The organism is Streptomyces sp. GbtcB7 (assembly GCF_019091445.1).
Taxonomy (GTDB): Bacteria; Actinomycetota; Actinomycetes; order Streptomycetales; family Streptomycetaceae; genus Streptomyces; species Streptomyces mirabilis.
This window is the reverse complement of sequence record NZ_JAGXJM010000129.1, coordinates 1-642: the sequence shown is the minus strand read 5'-3', so window position 1 is coordinate 642 and position 642 is coordinate 1. Positions and strand designations below refer to the sequence as shown.

Here is a 642-nt window from a genome sequence, read left to right as displayed (position 1 = left end):
GCCGAGTACGTGGCCGCGCCCGCGTCGGACCTCGCACGCAAGCCGGCCGGCATCGATCACGTGCACGCCGCCGGGGCGCCCATGGCCGGGCTGACGGCGTGGCAGTTCCTGATCGAACTCGGACACGATCACCCCTCGCCTTTCCAGGCGGCGCAGCATCGCCCGACGGCACTCGACGCCGACACGAGGGTGCTCATCAACGGCGCCGCCGGCGGCGTGGGGCACTTCGCACTACAGCTGGCGAAATGGAAGGGCGCACGTGTCATCGCGGTGGCATCGGGCGCGCATGAATCGTTCCTGAGCGAACTTGGTGCCGACCAGTTCATCGACTACACCAAGGGTCGTCCCGAGGAAGTGGTGCACGACGTCGACCTCGTTCTCGACACCGTCGGCGGCCCCGACAGCAAACGCTTCCTGCGCACGCTCAAGCGCGGCGGCGTCCAGTTCCCCGTACTTCCCGGGGACTTCGACGAAGAAGAGACCGCGAAGCTGGGCGTCACGGTCTCGAGCGCCCAGGTCCGCTCGAACGGTACGCAACTCGCCGAACTGGGACGCCTGCTCGACGCGGGCACGGTCCGCGTCGCGATCGACAGCACGTTTGCGCTCGCGGATGCCCGAGCCGCGCACGAACGCGCCGCCCGA

Annotated in this window: 1 protein-coding gene; it reads left to right on the top strand. The window is 69.2% G+C overall.

The window, feature by feature from the left end; all coding sequences use genetic code 11:
- Nucleotides 1-642, top strand: a 642-nt coding sequence (locus tag KVT44_RS55520) for an NADP-dependent oxidoreductase (protein ID WP_217576852.1), incomplete at both ends; no start/stop codon positions are given.